The sequence below is a fragment of the Photobacterium sp. CCB-ST2H9 genome (assembly GCF_023151555.2).
Lineage (GTDB): Bacteria > Pseudomonadota > Gammaproteobacteria > Enterobacterales > Vibrionaceae > Photobacterium.
This window is the reverse complement of sequence record NZ_CP100426.1, coordinates 1187541-1204719: the sequence shown is the minus strand read 5'-3', so window position 1 is coordinate 1204719 and position 17179 is coordinate 1187541. Positions and strand designations below refer to the sequence as shown.

16 protein-coding genes are annotated in these 17179 nt (G+C 52.0%); 11 read left to right on the top strand and 5 right to left on the bottom strand.

From position 1 onward, the window contains the following. Positions 1-45: 45 nt before the first annotated feature. The 3 genes from rbsB (at position 46) to L4174_RS22180 (ending at position 3056) form a co-directional block, all read left to right on the top strand. Complete coding sequence (rbsB, locus tag L4174_RS22190; protein ID WP_248143122.1) at positions 46-927, top strand: ribose ABC transporter substrate-binding protein RbsB; 882 nt, start codon at positions 46-48, stop codon at positions 925-927. Positions 928-1092: 165 nt separating this feature from the next. Then, positions 1093-2025, top strand: a complete 933-nt coding sequence (gene rbsK / locus L4174_RS22185; protein ID WP_248143123.1) for a ribokinase — start codon at positions 1093-1095, stop codon at positions 2023-2025. Between the two features lie 23 nt (positions 2026-2048). Continuing rightward, on the top strand, positions 2049-3056 hold the full coding sequence (locus tag L4174_RS22180) for a substrate-binding domain-containing protein (RefSeq protein ID WP_248143124.1): 1008 nt from the start codon (positions 2049-2051) through the stop codon (positions 3054-3056). A 5-nt stretch (positions 3057-3061) separates the two neighbouring features. Here the strand turns inward: L4174_RS22180 and L4174_RS22175 are convergent, their stop codons facing one another. Beyond that, complete coding sequence (locus L4174_RS22175) at positions 3062-3304, bottom strand: PnuC protein (RefSeq protein ID WP_248143125.1); 243 nt, start codon at positions 3302-3304, stop codon at positions 3062-3064. A 26-nt stretch (positions 3305-3330) separates the two neighbouring features. Here L4174_RS22175 and L4174_RS22170 point away from each other — a divergent pair, with 26 nt between their 5' ends. After that, positions 3331-3480 (top strand): hypothetical protein, encoded by a 150-nt coding sequence (locus L4174_RS22170; protein ID WP_248143127.1) that lies wholly within the window; start codon positions 3331-3333, stop codon positions 3478-3480. Positions 3481-3491: 11 nt separating this feature from the next. On the opposite strand, the gene L4174_RS22165 is transcribed toward L4174_RS22170, so the two are convergent. Then, on the bottom strand, positions 3492-3749 hold the full coding sequence (locus tag L4174_RS22165; RefSeq protein ID WP_248143129.1) for a hypothetical protein: 258 nt from the start codon (positions 3747-3749) through the stop codon (positions 3492-3494). A 738-nt stretch (positions 3750-4487) separates the two neighbouring features. Here L4174_RS22165 and L4174_RS22160 point away from each other — a divergent pair. From L4174_RS22160 to L4174_RS22145, 4 genes are all read left to right on the top strand, one after another. Further along, on the top strand, positions 4488-5225 hold the full coding sequence (locus tag L4174_RS22160) for a response regulator transcription factor (protein WP_248143131.1): 738 nt from the start codon (positions 4488-4490) through the stop codon (positions 5223-5225). A gap of 15 nt (positions 5226-5240) precedes the next feature. Then, on the top strand, positions 5241-6878 hold the full coding sequence (locus L4174_RS22155) for an ATP-binding protein (RefSeq protein WP_248143132.1): 1638 nt from the start codon (positions 5241-5243) through the stop codon (positions 6876-6878). A gap of 105 nt (positions 6879-6983) precedes the next feature. Continuing rightward, a complete protein-coding gene (locus tag L4174_RS22150) occupies positions 6984-7979 on the top strand; it encodes a DUF2860 family protein (RefSeq protein WP_248143134.1) in 996 nt (331 codons plus the stop codon). Positions 7980-8145: 166 nt separating this feature from the next. Further along, complete coding sequence (locus L4174_RS22145) at positions 8146-9564, top strand: S41 family peptidase (protein WP_248143135.1); 1419 nt, start codon at positions 8146-8148, stop codon at positions 9562-9564. Between the two features lie 72 nt (positions 9565-9636). Here L4174_RS22145 and bcsG read toward each other — a convergent pair whose 3' ends face one another. From bcsG to bcsE, 3 genes are read right to left on the bottom strand one after another with little or no spacing between them, the layout of a single operon-like run. Continuing rightward, the gene (gene bcsG / locus L4174_RS22140) at positions 9637-11301 is read right to left on the bottom strand and encodes a cellulose biosynthesis protein BcsG (RefSeq protein ID WP_248143136.1); all 1665 of its coding nucleotides are present in this window, start codon (positions 11299-11301) and stop codon (positions 9637-9639) included. 25 nt (positions 11302-11326) lie between these two features. Beyond that, positions 11327-11473 (bottom strand): hypothetical protein, encoded by a 147-nt coding sequence (locus L4174_RS22135; RefSeq protein ID WP_248143137.1) that lies wholly within the window; start codon positions 11471-11473, stop codon positions 11327-11329. Further along, positions 11470-12822 carry a cellulose biosynthesis protein BcsE gene (gene bcsE, locus L4174_RS22130; RefSeq protein WP_248143138.1) on the bottom strand — a complete coding sequence of 451 codons (1353 nt, stop codon included), beginning with the start codon at positions 12820-12822 and terminating at the stop codon, positions 11470-11472. The genes L4174_RS22135 and bcsE overlap by 4 nt, the downstream gene beginning before the upstream one ends. A gap of 730 nt (positions 12823-13552) precedes the next feature. Here bcsE and L4174_RS22125 point away from each other — a divergent pair. From L4174_RS22125 to bcsA, 3 genes are read left to right on the top strand one after another with little or no spacing between them, the layout of a single operon-like run. Beyond that, positions 13553-13768, top strand: coding sequence for a hypothetical protein (locus L4174_RS22125; RefSeq protein ID WP_248143139.1), 216 nt, complete (start codon positions 13553-13555; stop codon positions 13766-13768). After that, positions 13765-14538, top strand: coding sequence for a cellulose biosynthesis protein BcsQ (gene bcsQ, locus L4174_RS22120; RefSeq protein ID WP_248143140.1), 774 nt, complete (start codon positions 13765-13767; stop codon positions 14536-14538). Before L4174_RS22125 ends, bcsQ begins: the two co-directional genes overlap by 4 nt. A 15-nt stretch (positions 14539-14553) precedes the next feature. Further along, on the top strand, positions 14554-17175 hold the full coding sequence (gene bcsA / locus L4174_RS22115) for a UDP-forming cellulose synthase catalytic subunit (protein WP_371929420.1): 2622 nt from the start codon (positions 14554-14556) through the stop codon (positions 17173-17175). The last annotated feature ends 4 nt before the right edge of the window (positions 17176-17179 follow it).

Below are 17179 nucleotides of genomic sequence, written 5' to 3'. Positions count from 1 at the left end.
GCCGGGTGACGTGTACCGGCTCCCCCTACACAAAGGATCATAACAATGAAAAAACTGGCAACCCTGATTTCTGCTGCACTGCTCACTTCGACCGTTTCTGTGTCTGCTCAGGCGCAGGACACGCTGGCGATTGTGGTCTCCACGCTGAACAACCCGTTCTTTGTGACCATGAAAGACGGTGCGGAAGCGAAGGCAAAAACGCTGGGTTACGACCTGATTGTGCTGGATTCGCAAAATGACCCGAGTAAAGAGCTGTCGAATGTGGAAGACCTGACCATTCGCGGTGTGAAGGCCATTCTGATCAACCCGACGGATTCTGATGCAGTGTCGAATGCGATTCGCATGGCGAACCGCTCCAATATCCCGGTCCTGACACTGGACCGTGGTGCCAGCCGGGGTGAGGTGGTCAGCCATATTGCTTCGGATAACGTGGCCGGTGGCGAAATGGCGGGTAAGTTCATCATGGAAAAAGTCGGTGAGCAGGCCAAAGTCATTCAGCTCGAAGGCATTGCCGGAACCTCTGCGGCCCGTGAACGCGGTGAGGGTTTCATGAAAGCGGTGAAAGGCAGTCAGATGGATCTGCTGGCGAGCCAGCCTGCGGACTTCGACCGGACCAAAGGTCTGAATGTCATGGAGAACCTGCTGGCGGCGAATCCGGATGTGCAGGCTGTGTTTGCGCAGAATGATGAAATGGCACTGGGCGCGCTGCGTGCGGTTCAGGCATCAGGCAAGCAAGTGATGATTGTCGGCTTTGACGGTACAGACGACGGCATCGCGGCGGTGAACCGTGGCAAACTGGCAGCGACCATTGCACAGCAGCCGGATCAAATCGGTGCGCTGGGCGTGGAAACGGCAGTGAAAGTCCTGAAAGGCGAGAAAGTTGAAAAGTACATTCCGGTACCACTGAAAGTCGTTGCGAAGCAGTAATCTTGCATGTGATCCCCGTGTGAGCGGGGATCCAATCCACAAAGCGCCGCTGAAGTGGCGGAGACTGCACGCGGGCAGCACGTGCGTTGAATATAACGCTTTGTCTTTTCCACAAATGGCAAAGCCTTGTGTTTGGGTCGGTACAGTATGTTCCAGGATAACTCTATGAATAAATTAGTGGTTTTAGGCAGTGTGAATGCGGACCATGTCCTTCGGGTGCCCGATTTTCCCCGTCCGGGCGAAACGTTACAGGGACGTGATTATCAGGTGATTCCTGGCGGAAAAGGTGCGAATCAGGCTGTGGCGGCTGCGCGGTTAAAGGCTGATACCGGCTTTATTGCCTGCATCGGGGACGATGCGTTCGGCATTCATATCCGGGAACGTTTTAAGTGTGACGGCATCAATACCGCCGGTGTGAAAATGCAGCCGAACTGTCCGACGGGTATCGCGATGATCCAGGTGTCTGACAGTGGTGAAAATACAATTTGTCTGTCTCCTGAAGCCAATGATTGTCTGACGGCTGAACGGATTGAACCGGATCTGGCGCGGATTCGTGAAGCCCGGTTTCTGCTGATGCAGCTGGAAACGCCACTGGACGGGATCGAAAAAGCAGCGCAGGAAGCCAAAGCGCACCAGACCAATGTGATTCTCAATCCGGCCCCGGCACGTGCGTTGCCCGACAGTCTGTTGTCGTGCGTCGATGTGATCACACCGAATGAAACAGAAGCGGAAGTGCTGACCGGGATTACGGTGACTGACCATGCCTCAGCTCAGCGTGCTGCGGACGTGTTACACCGGAAGGGCATTGAAATCGTCCTGATCACGCTGGGAGCGAAAGGGGTCTGGCTGAGCCAGAACGGTCGGGGCCAGCTGATTCCCGGATACAAAGTGGATGCGGTGGATACCACGGCGGCGGGCGACACCTTCAATGGTGCGTTCGTGACTGGTTTATTGGAAGAGATGTCTTTAGAATCAGCCATTCAGTTTGGCCATGCCGCAGCTGCACTTTCCGTGACGCGTTTTGGCGCACAAACCTCGATTCCGAACCGGGAAGAGGTCGATGTGTTTCTGTCAGAGCGTTTCGCAATCGTTGATTAATAGAAACAGGGAAGGAGATAGCCATGGCGACGATGAAAGACATCGCAAAACTTGCTGGCGTGTCGACATCGACGGTCAGCCATGTGATCAACAAATCCCGTTTTGTCAGCGATGAAATCGCAGAGCGGGTCAACAATGCTGCAAAAGCGCTGAATTATGCCCCCTCTGCGTTAGCCCGCAGTCTCAAGATTAACCGCACGCAGACCATCGGGATGCTGGTCACCACCTCGACGAATCCTTTTTTCGGCGAAGTGGTGAAAGGGGTTGAGCGCAGCTGTTACCAGAAGGGCTACAACCTGATTCTGTGTAATACCGAAGGCGACAACGAGCGTATGAAAGCCTCCATCGACACCCTGTTGCAAAAGCGGGTCGACGGACTGCTGCTGATGTGCTCGACGCTGGAAGGGGAGCGGATTGAAGTCTTCGACCGCTACCCGGATATTCCGGTCGTGGTCATGGACTGGGGACCGATGTCTTTTGCCAGCGACAAGATTCAGGATAATTCCTATCAGGGCGGCTACCTGGCCGCCAGATATCTGATTGATTGCGGGCACCGGGACATTGGCTGTATTACCGGCCCCTTAATCAAACATCAGGCACAAATTCGTTACGAAGGCTTTAAGCGGGCCATGAATGAAGCGGGTCTGGCATTTCGCAGTGACTGGGTGATTGAGTCCGACTTCGAATGCGAAGGCGGCTACGATGCTTTTCACACCATGTACGCCAGCGGGACTTTGCCCAGTGCGATTTTCGTCTGTAACGACATGATGGCGATGGGCGTGATCAACGCCGCCAATGAAAAAGGCGTCCGTATTCCGGACGATCTCTCCATTATCGGCTACGATGATATCCATATCGCGAAATTTATGACACCTTCGCTGACCACCATTCACCAACCGAAATACCGTCTCGGTCAGGCCGCCGTCGAAACGCTGCTGAAACGCATCAATAAAGAGATCACTGAACCGCAGATCGTGCAGCTCGAGCCGACACTGGTGGTCCGGCAGAGTGTGCGGGTGCTGGAAGGCTAAGCGGTTTAATCCTGCTGATGCGTTGCCCTGGACCATTTGAAGATGGCGCGCACATTCAGCAGACAGAAGATGAAGTTGGCAATGATCATCGCCATGCTGTCGGTTAAATAACCAACCGCTATCCAGCTGGCATTCCCGAAGATCATCAGAATGAAGCCGGTTTTGTTCTGATTTCCAATCTGCCAGATCGCCAGAAAAGTCAGGATCATTGCGATCCAGTCGATGCCATAGTACTGAAAATAAGGCATGCGCTCACCATTGCCAATCATCGTGGATGAGATTACAGAGTATAGACAGCTACCGCTGTTTCGCAGAAAAAGCCGAAGTCGCTGTCAGCGAGCACCACATTGCACCAAAACTGGCGGAGATGAGACGGGCAGGACAGGGCCGGGTGTCCGGGAACCTGTCCTGCTTTATTTTCTGAAGGGCGATGGTTCAGGCCATTTTTTGTTTTTGTGCTTTGTAGTAGCGAGGCAATGCCAGAATTTCTTCTATAAAGACCAAATAAAATGCAGGCATCATCAGAAACATGACGAAAACATAACTGCACTTAAACCGGAGTGGCATGATTTTCTTTATACCCTGATCAAAGATGGTTAACCCCGTCAGGAAAAAGAAAAAGACGGCATAAAGTGTCGCGACAGTTCCCAGCACCAGATATGCCCCAATGAAAAGAGAGATAAAGCTTCCCATATATCACTCCCATGATATTGACTGATTCATTATTTAAAAAAGTATATTGAAGGTTTCTTATGGATATGAATTAGATGAAAACACTAGATTCAATCCATTATGGTGGTGTATTTGTTGGCGTATATCCATATATTGCAGATACATTTGCGACACACTTTGTGGTTTTAAACTGGAATGGGTTGCTGAAGTGGCACTCTGATTCGTGATGCTGAAAACAGGGGGGGCACCTATTTTCAACCGGGATGAATCATGTTGTTGGCTTGAATGGATTGTATTTTATCTCAATTGTTTTGTTTGTAATTTGCTTTTATATCAGGTGGTTAGGTTGTAGTTGGGTGTATGGTTTTATGTTGGTCGGATATTTTGGGGTGATTGATAAATCTGATTTTAGTGAAGTTCGCTGAATTTAATTTTCTGGCTTTGTTGATTCGTATTTCATGACTTGTATTTATTCTTTTGTTTTTTATTCAGGACTTCTATTTTTTGTTTTCTATTTCTGGTCTTCTATTCCTTGCCTTCCATTTCAATGTTGTACTGATTATTGATGCTGAGTTTTATGAATGTTTGATTTCGATCCGGATGAAAACGCGTGAATTCATCACATTGGTGAATGTTTTTCATTGATGGCTGTTCGTAGCATCAATAACATCTGCAGAAGTGAGATTCACTGCAGTCATTCCGGTCACAAACTGTCACAGGGTGCGCGACAGGTCTGCGATAACATCAGGAAAGAAGAGAATGGCAAAGGGAAGAAAAATGCAGCACGTCCGCGGGGATGACAGAAAATACACCATCATGCTGGTTGAAGATGATCAGGAGTTAGCCTGTCTGATCGGTGATTTTCTTGAGACCCATGAATTCAGGGTACTGACGGTAGGAAATGGTGTGGAAGCCGTCAGCCAGATTCTGGAGAAACACCCGGATTTGGTGATCCTCGATATTATGCTGCCGGGGATGTCGGGCATGGATGTTTGCCGTCAGGTCAGAGAAGACTACAAAGGCATGATTCTGATGCAGACTGCGCTGGATGATGACATTGATCAGGTGATGGGACTGGAGCTCGGTGCCGATGATTATGTGATCAAGCAGGTTCAGCCGCGTTTACTGTTATCCAGAGTGCGGGCGCTGTTACGTCGCATGCATCGGGATACAGGTGAAGGGCGGGCGGAATCGCTGGTCGTCGGTGAGCTGAACATTGATCTCCACCGTCGTACGGTTGTGTTCAGAAATCAGCTGGTGGATCTGACGACAGCTGAATTTGAACTCCTTTACCTGCTGGCGCAGCAGTCCGGAGAAGTGGTTTCCCGGGAGGAGATCATGCAGCAGATTCGCGGTTATGAATATGACGGGCTGGATCGTTCGATCGACCGGAGAATTTCCCGGTTGCGCCGGTCACTGGATGATGATCCGGCGAACCCGCAACTGATCAAAACCATTCGCGGAATTGGCTATCAGCTCTGTATGCCCGTTTATTGAAGATGGACGATTCTGATGATTAAAGCGTTTTCGTTTCTCTGGCTGGCGATTATCCTTCCTTTACTTTTTCTCATGGTTCCGACCGGTTTTGGCCCGATCAGTTACATGAGTGAGCGAATGATGTATGAGTTTTATTCCAAGGTTTATGATGACACCTTGCTGGTGATTCATGATGACTTAGTGAACCAGCCTCAGGCGCAGTGGCAGTCCTATATTGATGATCTCAGCGAACAGTTCGGCTCTCAGTTAAAGCTGGTGCCACTGGCACAGTATGAGGGTGATGAAAAAGTGTTGAACCGGTTTCATCTGGGGGAACTGGCGATGGACTTCAGCGATCCCACGGCATTGCTGAAGCAGGTTGCGGACAGTCAGTGGGTGCTGTTTTATGCCATGAATCTGTCTGAAAATGAGTTGATTGCGATTCAGTCACAAGGTGCACTCTACATTCTGAAACGGACGGTGCTGACACTACCTCAGTCACAGTGGCAGGACTATCTGACGAAGGTTTCTGTAGAACGGCCATTTGAAGCCAGACTTGTGCCAACCGGCAGCGCTCAATTCAGTGAATCTGAGAGGCGGCGGTTACTGAGGGGGCAGGTTGTTGGCCGTACGCAGGATGACGGCAGTACGCTGTTGTATACCCAGCTCAATCACGACTATTTCATCAGTATTCACGATATGCAGAGTCAGAATGCGCAGCAATTACTCCAGCTGAGTGTCATGTCTCTGTTCGTGGTGACGATTTCCGGAGCGTTGTTGCTCTGGCTTTTTCCGCTCTGGCGTGATTTAAAACGGCTGGCAAAAACCGCAGATGATTTCGGGGAAGGCCGGTTGAGCCAGCGGGGTAAAATTTCCCGTCTGTCTGTGATTGCCCAACTGGGGAATGCTTTCAATAAAATGGCCGACAACATTGAAAAGCTGATCAACGGCCACCGGGAGCTGACTAACGCGATTGCTCATGATTTGCGTACGCCGCTGTATCGGCTGCGCTTTGCCTTTGAAATGCTCTCCGGCAGCGATATCCGAAAAGATCAGGAAGAGAATTACCGGAAAATCATTCATAAAAGCATTGATGACCTCGATCACCTGATCAATCAGACATTATTGCTGTCCCGCTACAGCGTGAACAGCCAGATGGTACAAATTGTACCGTGCCATCTGGTCCAGATGTATCAGAATGAAGTCCGCTTGCTTCAGGGTGAGTTTGCCGGTCTGGCAGTCCGTTTTTGGTTTCCGCCAGCGCTTCAGACGCAGCCCTTCTGGGTTGATCAAAGGGCCATGGTCCGCGTTCTCAATAACCTGTTAAATAATGCCGGCCGGTTTGCCGTCAGTCAGATCCGTATCGAACTGAGGCAGGATGATGATGACTGGGTCCTGACCGTGGAAGACGACGGGCCCGGTATCCCGGAATCAATGCGGGAGTCCATTTTCGATCCCTTCACCCAGGTGGATAACCAGCAGCGTGATACCCGGCAGGGGCACGGTCTGGGGCTGGCTATTGTCAGGCAAATTATGCTGCTGCACCGGGGTAGTGTGTCGCTGGGTGAGGCATCAATGGGCGGGGCCAGATTTACGCTGCGCTGGCCGATGGCTCTGAAACCAACCGCGGAGCATCCGCCCATGAAAGAATCTGAGCCGGAAAGCGTTTCCTGAGCGTTTGTCTTACTTGGTCACAATCGGTCCCAGAGTTGGTCTGTTTGTTTTTTCTCAGTCACTTAGCATGGAAATCCGACATGCTTATCAGACAAGGAAAAAACAATGAAACGCCAAACAATCGGGTTATTCGTTGCGATGCTGCTTTCCGGGAGTGTATTGGCCAACGGGCAAGCGCCGATGCGACCGGGATGGAGCGGCGAGATCAGCCTCAATGGTTTCGCCATTCACCGTCAGTCTCAATTCAACACCCATGATGACAATGCCATCACGGATGATCTGAATCATTCCGGCAAGCGAACCGAAGAAACACGAGTCGCGCCATTAGGCAGACTGCAATACACCCTTTCATCCGGCATGACCCAGGTTTTCATCGGACAAAGCAAGGAGCAGATCGTTGAAGGTCAGCTTCAGGCTGAACTGGGAGTTACTCAGGTGATTCCCGGTCTGGGGGAAATCACTCTGGCTTATTTCCCGAAACTGCCGGGCATCAATGAGACCTGGACAGACCCTTTCCTGACCCGGGTGGCACGCCAGAAAACGGATGTGACCACACAGGGGGGGCGGCTGGCCTTCACTGCTTCAGTTATCCCCCTGACGCTTCGCTACGGCTTTGTGGATTATCAGTTGGATGATGACGATCTTTCCGGTCAGAACCTGTTGCTCAGTGAGGCGCAGCATCAGCAACTGCTCCGGGAGAGTCAGTTCTATCAAAGTTCAGCCGAACTGCTGTTGCCTGTGAATCGTTTGATGGCTCTGGTGCCCCGTTTGATCTATACCGAGCGCAATGCTGACGGGGCTGCGAATGACTTCACGGCTGTAGGGTATCAGCTGGGGATCAATCTGAATGATCATCGTCAGGGGTTTTATACGACGCTCCGGTACAGCGATGAAGAATACGACACGGTGCACCCTGTTTTCGGCAAGAAAAGAGATGCAACGCTTCTGAATGCCAGCGTGTTGTATGTCTATCGCGGTTTGCTGGGGCAAGAGAATCTGGCACTGAACCTGCTGGGTTCGATTGAACACACGCAAAGCGATATCCAGTTCTATGACTCTGAATCTTATTTTGTTTCGGCCGGGGTCAGCTACCGGTTTTAGCGATGTGTTCAATGCCGGAGGGTTTGCGGGGTCACTGCGGCTGAAATGGTCACAAAGTGTCACACACGGTCTAACGATTACCACAGCCTCTTGTGATTTCAGGCATTAAGCTGCTCTCAGTCAATGAACGATCTGTATTTTCAGCGGAACGAAGAGAGATTCAGTCATGCAAAAATTCCAGATGCGCCCCTTTTTTCTGAGCAGTATGCTGCTGGTAACCACGATGCTTTTGGGCTGCGGCTCTGATGGTATCGCGAAAGATGCGGAGAAGCTGACCAAACCGACCGTGGATGCGGGCCGGGATCAGGTGCTGACTTTGCCGGTGAACAGCCTCACGCTTCAGGGCAAAGTGAAAAGCTATCTCAGTGTATACGATATCCGGAAGGTCAGCTGGAGTCTGGCGTCGGGCCCTCAGCCGGTCAATATCATCGATGGGGACCGGGAACAGGCTACCGTGATTGATATCGCCATGGCCGGCACTTACACCTTCAGATTATGGGCAGAAGATACCGGTGGCCGGGACAATTCAGATCTGGTGAAGATTGTTGTGACCTCCGGTGCTGCGGCAGACCGGGAAATGACGGTTGGCCTTCATGAGACCCAACGGGTCTGGTCTGTTCTTGAAAATAATCCGGTGCTGGCAGAGCGTATGTCGCAGTTGATTCCGGACGGTGACAGAGCTTCCCGCGCGACATCTCAGGAACCGGGACCAAATGAAGTCATTGCGATGCTGGGCGAGCTGTCGATGTTTCAGGTGCTGGTCCATCAGGATGGTGTAACCTCGCAGCCTTATCGCCGACCCTCTGCGCTGAGCCAGCATCTCGGTTTTCAGCGACAAGCCGGCAAGGACACTTTACCCGGTGAAGAGGCTTTCCCCGAGAAGGCCTGGCTGAACCCCTATTCGGCTCAGACTGGCAGCAAAAATGCGTATTTGCAGGCCGTGGAACATTACCTGCTGACGCAGTCGCTGAAATCTTCTGGCGGTGACCATCCGATGTTTTACTGGGGAGAAACACAGGACAATATCGGTGTGATGCTGGTCAGCCATCTGAGTCAGCAAAATGAAGCGGACATCAGGCAACAACTGGATCTGATTCTGGCGGAGCTGCAGCACACCCGTGCATTGATCCTGGATCTGACCGGAAATCCCGGCGGCTCTTACCTCACGGCGCAATTAGTTGCCGAACGTTTTTTTACGACTGAGATGCCCGTCTTTGGCTTTGAACGTCCGGGGGCTTCCGTGAACTTTGTGACGTTCAGGCCAGAAGGGCCGGTGCAATACAGTCAGCCGGTCTATCTGGTCACGAATCGGGATACTGCCGGGGCTGCTGAGATTCTGGCCCTGGCCGTCAAAACACAGCCCCAGGTGAAACATTTTGGCAGTGTGACGCAGGGCGCTTATGCCGAGCCATCGTATGTTGCATTGTCTGATTCACTTGGGCTTTCTGTGCCTGAATTCTGGCTGGTGGATATAAACGGAAATCGTCTGGACAGCGAGGGCATTCAACCTACGGAGAGTTCCGCAGAATTCACGCCTGCCCATGCATTCATTCCTGCTTATGAGCTGGTGTTCTACGGGTTCTGAGAGCTTAATGTCCAGTCTAAAGTGACACGCCACCTGACCGGTGGCGTGTTGTGCTGTCTGAGGAGACGGGCGTCAATGGGCCGGGTACGCCGACCAGGTGTTGCCGTCCAGCGAGATGTATGGCTTGCCATTGACATCAATGACGGTCGAGCCTTCATTTTGCGAGACCCTTGGGGTTTCCGGCAGGTTTTTGATCAGGCTGGCCGGGTCAAAATGTCCGGTTTCATACGGATTTTGTGCCAGAACGTTACTGATCAGCTGCGACAGGGCCAGATGGCTGGAGGGCGCAGTGACGTGAACCGGAGCGCCCGACCGGACCATGCCTTTGCCGAAGATTTTCAGACCGACCGGAATATGCGTGATCGATTCAGACGGTATTTCACGCATGCCGGAAATCTGCATCCGGTCTCCTTTCATTCCGGCACCATGTTCCGGGATCATGACCACCACAATGTTGCGCTCTGACTGTTTCAGGGTCTGGAAGAACGCATACAGGTCATCAAGCAGGTTCTTCAGCCGGGTTTTGTAGCTGGCCATGCTGGTCGATGTATCACCGCGGATGATCCGGTTGCCGTCATGCAGGGAAATGGTGTTGTAGAGTGTCACCACCTTTTCGCTGTGATCGGATTGCCGGTGCGTGAACCAATCTTCCAGCACCTGTCGGTCCCGGTAAACGGGCTTGCCGTCAAATGCTTTCTGATAGGGGGGAAAGCCCTGTTGTGGCATCAAATCGGCACTGACCTGCCCTTCGGTTTTGATCAACTGCAGGAAGTTATCGAAGACCCCGTCATGGTTCATGATCAGGTTCTCTTCAAAACCGAGTCTTTTCAGATTATCAAACAGGTAACACTGCTGTGAGGGTGCGCCTGAGAACAGCTGACGATGGGTTTCCTGACCACAGCTTGCGCGCAGCAGACGGATCACGGCCGGACCGCTGTAAGAGGTTGCGGCATTGTACCGATCAAAGAGGACATCGAATTCTTTGAACAATGGGTGATCGGACAGTCCGGCGATTTCGATATCATCCCAGGCAACAGAGCAGAGACTCAGGAACAGCAGATCAAAGGGTGCAGCGGTTTGGGCGCGGTTGTCAAACAACACCTGACGTTCGGATTCGGTGTCAAAAAATCCGGACAGATAAGTATTCAGTGATGCGTCATCGGTCCCGGTCGGGGACGTCACAGATGTCGCAGTTGTAACCGTCTGGCTGTCAGGCACAGTGTGGTTGTCAGGAATAGTCTTCTCGCTGAGAGTCTGCTGTTCTGGCTGGGCAACAGCAGCCGGTATTTGCGCTGCGGGCAGGCTGATGACAATCAGGGTCGCCACTACAATAACCGAGACTCGCAGCACACGGTTGAGCAGAGAATAACCGGCTGCGACAGCAAACAGTGCCGTCAGGGTCTGAAAAGAGATAACCCGGCCCGTCAGTTCCAGCAGGTAATGCCACTCAAACTGCATCAACTGGCCCATCTGAGCCCATAGCCGTTCCAGCGGCGGCAAATAAGAATCGTAATGCATCAGCCAGGCGGCTGCCGGGATCGCAATCATCAGTCTCAGGATCTGCAGCAATCTGCCTTTCAGCGGCAAGAGCAGGAAGATAACCAGCGCGAAGTTTTCGAGCGGGTGAAAGCTGAGAATGCCTTGCAGGAAGAGAGCAATTTTAATGATGAAATAGACATTCCACCAACCCAACCCTTGCAGGGGCTGAGCAGTTCGGGAAGTAAATTGGGTCGTCATGTGCGCTTACTGTTTGTCGGTTTTGTTAGTCTTGTTCAAAGTAGTGTGAACGCCTGAAATGGCTCCGGTACACCCGGATACCCTTGGCGGTGAGCTCACGTCCGAAATAGCCCAGAACCAGGCCAATCAGCAGGCTGATACCGGCTGTCAGGAGAAAGTCGTCAACGTTCATGAATCACCTTGTAACTGGATAGGTTTCGGGACAGCAAACAGTGGCACGCCCTCATGTCTGCCTGATGCGTGGCCTGATGAATGTCCGGATGATCGCCTGTAAAAGTGGTCCGGTTCCGTGGTGCCGGATGCGCTCAACCCGGAGACAGAGACCGCATCTTCGGTCACGGCTTTCAATTCACACTCTGTATCGTGATGGGTGTGAATGATCCGGATCTGGTGAAACAGATCCCGGACCGGGAAATCAAAAATATTGTTCAGCGCGGTGTGAATATCAGTCTGTCGAATCGCACTGAACAGAACATAGAGCGCGCCATGACAGGCCGTGACGACATCGCCGTTGCGCCGGATATGACACAGGCGCAGGCACTCTTCTGCTTTCATCCCGGGTAACAGGCTGAGTTGCACAAGAGCGAATCTCAGCTGAGATGGCGTCGAGCGCTGCATGATCTGATGGCAGTACTGAGCAAACACCGGGTTCTCCAGGTAACCTCTGTGTTCATAGCACAAGTCGAAAGACAGCAGTTCTTCTGTGTCTTCCGGCAGGGGACGCGTCAGCACCTGGTACTGGATGGCTTCAGCCTGACTCATCAGCCGGGTGAAAGGCAGTTGATACGGCACGATTAAATTCACGCCCGCTTTGAGAAGAAAGGCTTCATCGCTGTATCGCAGGCACTGGCGTGTTTCCCGGATGATAATTTTCAGTTTCGGGCCGGCTTGTTGCCTGATGCGGAAGCAATCAACAGCCAGCTGGCGGATCATTTCGGGCGATCCGCAGCCCAGAATAAGGGTCGCATTCCCCGGCCGCTCAGCATCGCTCAGAACAGCCTGGTTGGAAGGTATGATTTGTAACGAGTCGTTTGGCTGCTCTCTCTCATTCAGCGCTTCTCGGCTCAGAATGACGGGCGACTGATCCGTATTCGTTGCCGTTTGCGCCGGAAGGGCAGATTCAGACGGAGGGAGCACGACCAGCTCTCCGGCGGATTCCCGGCTGATCAGCCAGGTTTCGTCGGCCCGGATACCCTGACGACTGGCCCAGAAAGCAATCTGATACTGGTATTTACCGGGGCTGACGGCCGTCATGGTTGCCAGTCCGGCCAGCAGAGGGTTGAGCGCCAGTAATGCGGGCCTGACTGAGACAGCCTGCGAGCCATACAGCAAAACCTCAATGGTTAAATGCCGCTGAGTTGCATATTGTTTGAGCAATTCAAATAATTGCCCGAGGTTCTGCTGCGATAAATTGGCCAGCAGAATATCAGGAATGAGCAACGTCAAGTTTGATTGCTTCGAAATGCGAATACGAAAAATATCCTGAATGATTTTTTCAACATGAAGGGAACGTTCTGACATATTTTTTGTCAGGAAATAAATTCGATTCCCTTGACGCTTCAGAGATGATTTTAATTCAGGTAATATTTCTTCATTCAGTCCGCTGTAAAAGCTGTCTTTATCATTCAGACATGTGAACGTTATGTTTTGATTCTGTTTATTTGTCGAAATCAGGTAATCGGTTGCAACAGATTTATGTCCAAATAAATTAACATATACCGAGCGAGATTCTTTTTTTTCAACAGGCAGCCTGCCTTGATATATAGACATAAATTGTACCAAAAAATAGTCACCCAATCAGAATGTGCGTCATGAACGCACTGTGGTCGGGAATCGCAGGTGCAGGCATCAAGAAAGGTTGTGCCAAAAATACACGCAGATCATATAGAATCTGGTTAAAAAGTGAAACATATTGGCGCTATTTCTTTTATCATCGCCGTGAACGGGTTGCAGTAAACATCTATTTATATGTTTTTACAAGCATTCAAATGTTTTGGTATGTGTTTGGTTGCGAGTTGGATAAATTCTATAGATAATTATTTGGCAAATGAAGATGGCCATCCGGTCTTATTTTCATTTCTCTAATTATACAAGCTTGAAAAACAGGATTATTTTGTGGGATTTTTTTGAGCATTATGTATTACAAAAGTTAATAAAAAAACAATCTATTTTCTTATTGAATCAACGAATCATTCTCATTGGTTCCTTTGTGGTTCAAATATTTATATTTTTTAACAAGTGGTGATAATACGTGTCCGTGCCAGCCAAAGATATTGACGCTATCTATGCGTCTTACAAAATGCCGCACCATGATTATATTGAGATGACTGAAAATGAGACTTATACCAATGCAAAACGCAAATGGCTCATTTTTCGGGGAGACTCGCTAATGCCGGTTTCGTCTCAGTCCGGCGCTGAGCCGCAGCGTCGGCACAGCCGTCAGCCGGGTGTTGCGAAAGCTTTATGAAACGCGTCGCGATCGTCAGTCTTCGCGGTGGGGCGGGATCAAATACGGTGACAGCCCATCTGGCACAGTCGCTGGTTCAGGTGCAGAAAGATGTGCTGGTGGTGGATACCGATCCCGTCAATGTCCTCCGGCTGAACCTTGGCATGCCTTTTAGTCATACCGATGGCTGGGCCAGCGGTATCTGCGATTCCGGAGATTGGTTTGCGTCCGGCTTTGAAAGTCCGCACGGGGTGGCATTTTTGCCTTTCGGGCAACTGAGTCAGTCTTTCCTCAGCCGTTTTACCGCGCAACGGGCTTTGTATCTTTCTGAACTGGTGAACTCGCTGTCCCGGGTGAAACGCGACGATGAGCGGGAACACTGGCAGCTTTATCATCTGGTGGCCAGCGATCTGCAATGGCTGAATACCCTGAATGCCTCTGTACAATTTGATTTGGTGCTGGTCGTGCTGACGCCGGATGCAGCCAGCTATGCTGTGCTTCAGCACAACATGCCTCTGTTTGACGGATCCGCAGGCCCAGAGAATCAGACGACGCTGAAGTTTGTTCTGAATCAGTTTCAGCCGGAAACAGAACTCAGCCGTGATTTTATGCTGGTCATGAAAAACGAGCTGGGGCCGCTGTTATCTCCGGTTGTCCTGCACCGGGATATCGCACTCATGGACAGCGCCGCCAACCTGACCACAGTACAGCACTACTCGCCCGGCAGTCAGGCCGCCAGAGATTATCAGTCGCTGGCACTCTGGTGTATTGCGCAGCTGTCATCACACTGATTCGAACATTGAACTATGTTGAACCCCTTGAATTTCATTTTTAAAGCCTGGGTGGTCGGGCAGTTTCAGGCGCAGAAAGCAGCCTTTGAGCGTGAAGGCGGGAAACCAATGACCGGTTTGGGGCATTTGGTGCTCGGGTGCTGGCTGGTCTTTGCGTTTCTGTTGCTGAAGCCGGAAGTGGCCGGTGTACCGGCCTGGCGACTGCCCCTTGTCTATTATCCGCAGATCAACTTTGCGGCCCCTGTCTGGCTGGATCCGATCCGTTTTCTGATCCAAAGCCTGTGGCTGCTGTGTGTCAGGCAGCATGCGCCCGTGGATATTAAGGGCTGGTTGCAGACGTGGCTGGGCCGGGCCTATCGCGGGTCAGCTCAGATCTTTTACCTGCCGCTGCAACGTCTCAGCATTGCCGTGCAATGGCTGGAACAGCAGGCAACCGAATCCGATACCGAAAATTTCAGGGCGATCCTCAAAGACAGCCGGACGGGTAAGGTGGTGAACCTGATGCTGTTGTGTGTTGTGGTCTTGCTGGCCCTGATTTGTTTCACGGTGCCGTTTGGCCTGCAGGCACAGACGGTTTTCGTGTTGCTGCTCTGGGCGCTGGCGATGATGTTCCGGCGCATGCCCGGACATTTTCCGACATTGTTGCTGATTATCCTGTCGGTAACCGCTTCGTGCCGTTACCTGTGGTGGCGGTATACGTCCACCCTGAACTGGGATGAACCGCTGGCTCTGGGGCTGGGCTGCCTGCTGCTGCTCGCTGAAACTTATGCCTGGCTGGTGCTGATGCTGGGATATTTCCAGAATATCTGGCCGTTAAACCGTAAGCCTGTTGCGCTGCCGTCAGACACTGAACTCTGGCCGACGATTGACATCATGATCCCGACCTACAATGAAGATCTGGATGTGGTGCGTGCCACAGTGTACGCCTCACTGGGTGTCGACTGGCCGAAGGATAAACTGAATATCTATATTCTGGATGACGGGAAACGGGACAGCTTTCGTGACTTTGCCGATGAAGTCGGAGTTCACTATATTCGCCGTCCGACCAATGAGCATGCCAAAGCGGGCAACATCAACTATGCGCTCAGACAATCGAGCGGTGAGTATGTTGCGATATTCGACTGTGACCATATTCCGGCCCGGGCGTTCTTTCAGCTGACAATGGGACTGTTTCTCAAGGATCCGAAACTGGCGCTGATTCAGACACCGCACCATTTCTTTTCACCGGATCCCTTTGAGCGGAATCTGTCGAATTTCCGGAATATCCCGAATGAAGGCAATCTTTTTTATGGCCTGATTCAGGACGGCAATGACCTGTGGGATGCCACTTTCTTTTGCGGATCCTGTGCGGTGCTTCGTCGTGCCCCGCTGGAAGAAGTGGGCGGCATTGCGGTGGAAACCGTCACTGAAGATGCGCATACCTCGCTGCGGATGCATCGTCTGGGCTATCACTCGGCGTACCTGAAACAGCCGATTTCAGCGGGTCTGGCGACTGAAACGCTCTCTGCTCATGTGGGGCAGCGGATCCGCTGGGCACGCGGGATGGCGCAGATTTTCCGGGTCGATAATCCGCTGACCGGTAAAGGACTCAAGCTGTCCCAGCGACTCTGTTATGCCAATGCCATGCTGCATTTTCTCTCGGGTATTCCGCGGCTGGTTTTTCTGACTGCACCACTGGCGTTCCTGCTGCTGCATGAATACATCATTTATGCACCAGCGATGGCGATTGTGCTGTATGTGCTGCCGCACATGATCCACGCCAGCTTGACCAATTCGCGGATGCAGGGGGATTACCGCTACTCCTTCTGGGGAGAAGTGTATGAAACCGTGCTGGCCTGGTACATCGCCCGCCCGACAACGGTGGCGCTGTTCGCCCCGCATAAAGGCAAATTTAACGTCACCGCGAAAGGCGGCCTGGTGGAAGAATCGCATTATGACTGGGTGATCTCACGGCCTTATCTGGTGCTGGTGCTCCTGAATGTGCTGGGTCTGGGCGTGGGTGTGTACCGCTTAGGCTGGGGTCCGGATCATGAGTTCACCACCGTGCTGGTGAACCTTCTCTGGACACTTTATAACCTGCTGATCCTTGGCGCTGCCGTGGCGGTTGCGGTGGAAGCCAAGCAGGTGCGTCGGGATCACCGGGTAGAAGTGTCCATTCCGGTAGCAATCCGGCTGCATTCCGGTCATTTGCTGCAGGCTGTTCTCAAGGATTTCTCGCTGGGCGGCATGCGGATTGAACTGGCTGACGGAGACAGTGAGCGGCTGCAAGCGATGGCGACGCAGAAACTGGAAGTGGTCCTCAGCCGCGGGAACCAGTCCTTTGTGTTCCCGGCCATCATCGCCTTTGCCCGTCAGGGGATGCTCGGCCTGCAGCTGGATCGCCTGAGTACGCAACAACGGATTGATTATGTGCAGTGCACTTTTGCCCGTGCCGACACCTGGGCGAAATGGCAGCAGTCTTATGCATCGGATAAGCCGCTGTCGAGCATGCAGGCGGTTCTTCAGGTGGGACTCGACGGCTACCGGCGTCTGGTCCGGCACGGCCCAAAAATACTCGCGACTGTTGTACAGATTGTCTTATCGGTCATTGATGTGATCAGGTCTCTCAGACCCCGTTTTGTCCCAAACAGGACTTAAAAGA

Excerpts from the sequence above, each read along its gene's own strand:
- L4174_RS22150 (WP_248143134.1), top strand. The coding sequence starts at position 6,984 with ATGAAACGCCAAACAATCGGGTTATTCGTTGCGATGCTGCTTTCCGGG.
- bcsG (WP_248143136.1), bottom strand. The coding sequence starts at position 11,301 with ATGACGACCCAATTTACTTCCCGAACTGCTCAGCCCCTGCAAGGGTTG.
- rbsK (WP_248143123.1), top strand. The coding sequence starts at position 1,093 with ATGAATAAATTAGTGGTTTTAGGCAGTGTGAATGCGGACCATGTCCTT.
- L4174_RS22175 (WP_248143125.1), bottom strand. The coding sequence starts at position 3,304 with ATGCCTTATTTTCAGTACTATGGCATCGACTGGATCGCAATGATCCTG.
- bcsE (WP_248143138.1), bottom strand. The coding sequence starts at position 12,822 with ATGTCAGAACGTTCCCTTCATGTTGAAAAAATCATTCAGGATATTTTT.
- L4174_RS22145 (WP_248143135.1), top strand. The coding sequence starts at position 8,146 with ATGCAAAAATTCCAGATGCGCCCCTTTTTTCTGAGCAGTATGCTGCTG.
- bcsA (WP_371929420.1), top strand. The coding sequence starts at position 14,554 with ATGTTGAACCCCTTGAATTTCATTTTTAAAGCCTGGGTGGTCGGGCAG.
- L4174_RS22180 (WP_248143124.1), top strand. The coding sequence starts at position 2,049 with ATGGCGACGATGAAAGACATCGCAAAACTTGCTGGCGTGTCGACATCG.
- bcsQ (WP_248143140.1), top strand. The coding sequence starts at position 13,765 with ATGAAACGCGTCGCGATCGTCAGTCTTCGCGGTGGGGCGGGATCAAAT.
- L4174_RS22160 (WP_248143131.1), top strand. The coding sequence starts at position 4,488 with ATGGCAAAGGGAAGAAAAATGCAGCACGTCCGCGGGGATGACAGAAAA.
- L4174_RS22155 (WP_248143132.1), top strand. The coding sequence starts at position 5,241 with ATGATTAAAGCGTTTTCGTTTCTCTGGCTGGCGATTATCCTTCCTTTA.
- L4174_RS22165 (WP_248143129.1), bottom strand. The coding sequence starts at position 3,749 with ATGGGAAGCTTTATCTCTCTTTTCATTGGGGCATATCTGGTGCTGGGA.
- L4174_RS22135 (WP_248143137.1), bottom strand. The coding sequence starts at position 11,473 with ATGAACGTTGACGACTTTCTCCTGACAGCCGGTATCAGCCTGCTGATT.
- L4174_RS22170 (WP_248143127.1), top strand. The coding sequence starts at position 3,331 with ATGAGATTACAGAGTATAGACAGCTACCGCTGTTTCGCAGAAAAAGCC.
- rbsB (WP_248143122.1), top strand. The coding sequence starts at position 46 with ATGAAAAAACTGGCAACCCTGATTTCTGCTGCACTGCTCACTTCGACC.